Source organism: Streptomyces sp. NPDC058664 (assembly GCF_042716635.1).
Classification (GTDB): domain Bacteria; phylum Actinomycetota; class Actinomycetes; order Streptomycetales; family Streptomycetaceae; genus Streptomyces.
Window position 1 is genome coordinate 1 of sequence record NZ_JBHXRW010000138.1, and the last position, 5,239, is coordinate 5,239.

Annotated in this window: 2 rRNA genes; both read right to left on the reverse strand. The window is 58.1% G+C overall.

Annotated features, from left to right (window positions below):
• Positions 1 to 22 precede the first annotated feature (22 nt).
• Positions 23 to 3,145 (reverse strand): 23S ribosomal RNA (locus ACFWUY_RS40490).
• Positions 3,146 to 3,434: 289 nt separating this feature from the next.
• Positions 3,435 to 4,960: ribosomal RNA gene (locus ACFWUY_RS40495) — 16S ribosomal RNA — on the reverse strand.
• The 16S and 23S rRNA genes sit together here, the layout of an rRNA operon.
• Between the last annotated feature and the right edge of the window lie 279 nt (positions 4,961 to 5,239).

Genomic DNA, 5,239 nt, shown 5'->3' on the forward strand with positions numbered 1-5,239 from the left:
AACACAGTGGACGCGAGCAACTGAGGACAAGCCCTCGGCCTATTAGTACCGGTCAGCTCCACCCCTTACGGGGCTTCCACATCCGGCCTATCAACCCAGTCGTCTACTGGGAGCCTTACCCTCTCAAGGAGGTGGGAATACTCATCTCGAAGCAGGCTTCCCGCTTAGATGCTTTCAGCGGTTATCCCTCCCGAACGTAGCCAACCAGCCATGCCCTTGGCAGGACAACTGGCACACCAGAGGTTCGTCCGTCCCGGTCCTCTCGTACTAGGGACAGCCCTTCTCAATATTCCTGCGCGCGCAGCGGATAGGGACCGAACTGTCTCACGACGTTCTAAACCCAGCTCGCGTACCGCTTTAATGGGCGAACAGCCCAACCCTTGGGACCGACTCCAGCCCCAGGATGCGACGAGCCGACATCGAGGTGCCAAACCATCCCGTCGATATGGACTCTTGGGGAAGATCAGCCTGTTATCCCCGGGGTACCTTTTATCCGTTGAGCGACGGCGCTTCCACAAGCCACCGCCGGATCACTAGTCCCGACTTTCGTCCCTGCTCGACCCGTCGGTCTCACAGTCAAGCTCCCTTGTGCACTTACACTCAACACCTGATTGCCAACCAGGCTGAGGGAACCTTTGGGCGCCTCCGTTACCCTTTGGGAGGCAACCGCCCCAGTTAAACTACCCATCAGACACTGTCCCTGATCCGGATCACGGACCGAGGTTAGACATCCAGCACGACCAGAGTGGTATTTCAACGGCGACTCCACCATGACTGGCGTCACGGTTTCACAGTCTCCCACCTATCCTACACAAGCCGAACCGAACACCAATATCAAACTGTAGTAAAGGTCCCGGGGTCTTTCCGTCCTGCTGCGCGAAACGAGCATCTTTACTCGTAGTGCAATTTCACCGGGCCTATGGTTGAGACAGTCGAGAAGTCGTTACGCCATTCGTGCAGGTCGGAACTTACCCGACAAGGAATTTCGCTACCTTAGGATGGTTATAGTTACCACCGCCGTTTACTGGCGCTTAAGTTCTCAGCTTCGCCACACCGAAGTGTGACTAACCGGTCCCCTTAACGTTCCAGCACCGGGCAGGCGTCAGTCCGTATACATCGCCTTACGGCTTCGCACGGACCTGTGTTTTTAGTAAACAGTCGCTTCTCGCTGGTCTCTGCGGCCACCCCCAGCTCGGGAAGCAAGTTCCTTCACCGGTGATGGCCCCCCTTCTCCCGAAGTTACGGGGGCATTTTGCCGAGTTCCTTAACCATAGTTCACCCGAACGCCTCGGTATTCTCTACCTGACCACCTGAGTCGGTTTAGGGTACGGGCCGCCATGAAACTCGCTAGAGGCTTTTCTCGACAGCATAGGATCATCCACTTCACCACAATCGGCTCGGCATCAGGTCTCAGGCTATGTGCTGTCCGGATTTACCTGGACAACGCCCTACACCCTTACCCCGGGACTACCACCGCCCGGGCTGGACTACCTTCCTGCGTCACCCCATCGCTTACCTACTGTCGTCTTGGGCCGGCGGCTCCACCACTTTCCTTTCCCCGAAGGGTCCGGAACGGCTTCACGGCCTTAGCATCAACGGGCTCGGTATTGGGCGTTTCAAAGCGGGTACCGGAATATCAACCGGTTGTCCATCGACTACGCCTGTCGGCCTCGCCTTAGGTCCCGACTTACCCTGGGCAGATCAGCTTGACCCAGGAACCCTTAGTCAATCGGCGCACACGTTTCTCACGTGTGTATCGCTACTCATGCCTGCATTCTCACTCGTGAACCGTCCACAACTCGCTTCCGCGGCTGCTTCACCCGGCACACGACGCTCCCCTACCCATCCCAGCGGGCGTTGGCCCTCATGCTGGAATGACACGACTTCGGCGGTACGCTTGAGCCCCGCTACATTGTCGGCGCGGAATCACTTGACCAGTGAGCTATTACGCACTCTTTCAAGGGTGGCTGCTTCTAAGCCAACCTCCTGGTTGTCTGTGCGACTCCACATCCTTTCCCACTTAGCGTACGCTTAGGGGCCTTAGTCGATGCTCTGGGCTGTTTCCCTCTCGACCATGGAGCTTATCCCCCACAGTCTCACTGCCGTGCTCTCACTTACCGGCATTCGGAGTTTGGCTAAGGTCAGTAACCCGGTAGGGCCCATCGCCTATCCAGTGCTCTACCTCCGGCAAGAAACACACGACGCTGCACCTAAATGCATTTCGGGGAGAACCAGCTATCACGGAGTTTGATTGGCCTTTCACCCCTAACCACAGGTCATCCCCCAGGTTTTCAACCCTGGTGGGTTCGGTCCTCCACGAAGTCTTACCTCCGCTTCAACCTGCCCATGGCTAGATCACTCCGCTTCGGGTCTAGAGCGTGCAACTGGATCGCCCTGTTCGGACTCGCTTTCGCTACGGCTTCCCCTCACGGGTTAACCTCGCTACACACCGCTAACTCGCAGGCTCATTCTTCAAAAGGCACGCAGTCACGACCCATTGAGTAAACTCAATGAGCGACGCTCCCACGGCTTGTAGGCACACGGTTTCAGGTACTATTTCACTCCGCTCCCGCGGTACTTTTCACCATTCCCTCACGGTACTATCCGCTATCGGTCACCAGGGAATATTTAGGCTTGGCGGGTGGTCCCGCCGGATTCACACGGGATTTCTCGGGCCCCGTGCTACTTGGGTGTCTCTCAGACGAGCCGTTGATGTTTCGGCTACGGGGGTCTTACCCTCTACGCCGGACCTTTCGCATGTCCTTCGCCTACACCAACGGTTTCTGACTCGTCCTGTCGCCGGCAGACGACAGAAGAGAGATCCCACAACCCCGCATGCGCAACCCCTGCCGGGTATCACACGCATACGGTTTGGCCTCATCCGGTTTCGCTCGCCACTACTCCCGGAATCACGGTTGTTTTCTCTTCCTGAGGGTACTGAGATGTTTCACTTCCCCTCGTTCCCTCCACATGCCCTATGTGTTCAGGCATGGGTGACAGCCCATGACGACTGCCGGGTTTCCCCATTCGGAAACCCCCGGATCAAAGCCTGGTTGACGGCTCCCCGGGGACTATCGTGGCCTCCCACGTCCTTCATCGGTTCCTGGTGCCAAGGCATCCACCGTGCGCCCTTAAAAACTTGGCCACAGATGCTCGCGTCCACTGTGTAGTTCTCAAGCAACGACCAGCCACCCATCACCCCACCCGGCAAGCGGATGAGTGCACTGGGGCCGGCATCGCGAAGATACAAACCTTACGGCCGTACCCTCAGACACCCAACAACGTGCCAGGCACGATCCGTCGGTCCACTGTCACGTTCCACGCCGAAGCAGTACTGGTGAAGTGGTCCTCAAGGACCGTGCCAACTAATCAACGTTCCACCCATGAGCCGACCGTGCAGAACATTCGCCTGCAAGCGGTGCTGTGCTCCTTAGAAAGGAGGTGATCCAGCCGCACCTTCCGGTACGGCTACCTTGTTACGACTTCGTCCCAATCGCCAGTCCCACCTTCGACAGCTCCCTCCCACAAGGGGTTGGGCCACCGGCTTCGGGTGTTACCGACTTTCGTGACGTGACGGGCGGTGTGTACAAGGCCCGGGAACGTATTCACCGCAGCAATGCTGATCTGCGATTACTAGCAACTCCGACTTCATGGGGTCGAGTTGCAGACCCCAATCCGAACTGAGACCGGCTTTTTGAGATTCGCTCCGCCTCGCGGCATCGCAGCTCTTTGTACCGGCCATTGTAGCACGTGTGCAGCCCAAGACATAAGGGGCATGATGACTTGACGTCGTCCCCACCTTCCTCCGAGTTGACCCCGGCGGTCTCCTGTGAGTCCCCATCACCCCGAAGGGCATGCTGGCAACACAGGACAAGGGTTGCGCTCGTTGCGGGACTTAACCCAACATCTCACGACACGAGCTGACGACAGCCATGCACCACCTGTATACCGACCACAAGGGGGGCACCATCTCTGGCGCTTTCCGGTATATGTCAAGCCTTGGTAAGGTTCTTCGCGTTGCGTCGAATTAAGCCACATGCTCCGCTGCTTGTGCGGGCCCCCGTCAATTCCTTTGAGTTTTAGCCTTGCGGCCGTACTCCCCAGGCGGGGAACTTAATGCGTTAGCTGCGGCACCGACGACGTGGAATGTCGCCAACACCTAGTTCCCAACGTTTACGGCGTGGACTACCAGGGTATCTAATCCTGTTCGCTCCCCACGCTTTCGCTCCTCAGCGTCAGTAATGGCCCAGAGATCCGCCTTCGCCACCGGTGTTCCTCCTGATATCTGCGCATTTCACCGCTACACCAGGAATTCCGATCTCCCCTACCACACTCTAGCCTGCCCGTATCGGATGCAGACCCGGGGTTAAGCCCCGGGCTTTCACACCCGACGTGACAAGCCGCCTACGAGCTCTTTACGCCCAATAATTCCGGACAACGCTTGCGCCCTACGTATTACCGCGGCTGCTGGCACGTAGTTAGCCGGCGCTTCTTCTGCAGGTACCGTCACTTGCGCTTCTTCCCTGCTGAAAGAGGTTTACAACCCGAAGGCCGTCATCCCTCACGCGGCGTCGCTGCATCAGGCTTTCGCCCATTGTGCAATATTCCCCACTGCTGCCTCCCGTAGGAGTCTGGGCCGTGTCTCAGTCCCAGTGTGGCCGGTCGCCCTCTCAGGCCGGCTACCCGTCGTCGCCTTGGTAGGCCATTACCCCACCAACAAGCTGATAGGCCGCGGGCTCATCCTTCACCGCCGGAGCTTTCAACCGGCCCCCATGCGGAGGCCGGTGTTATCCGGTATTAGACCCCGTTTCCAGGGCTTGTCCCAGAGTGAAGGGCAGATTGCCCACGTGTTACTCACCCGTTCGCCACTAATCCACCCCGAAGGGCTTCATCGTTCGACTTGCATGTGTTAAGCACGCCGCCAGCGTTCGTCCTGAGCCAGGATCAAACTCTCCGTGAATGTTTACCCGTACTCGGGTGACACTCGCGTTGAGCGGGACAGCCGGGCCGGAATAGGGCCTGGCTGTCCACAGCGTCCTCGCTGTGTATGTTGCCTGCCGTCCCCCGAAGAGGCGGGCAGGACTTTCAAAGGAACCTCGACCATCCGAAGGATGGACGGGGTATCAACTGATCTGGCGTTGATTTTTGGCACGCTGTTGAGTTCTCAAGGAACGGACGCTTCCTTCGTACTCACCCTCACGGGCTTTCCTCCGGGCTTTTCCCTCCGGTACTTCGTGTT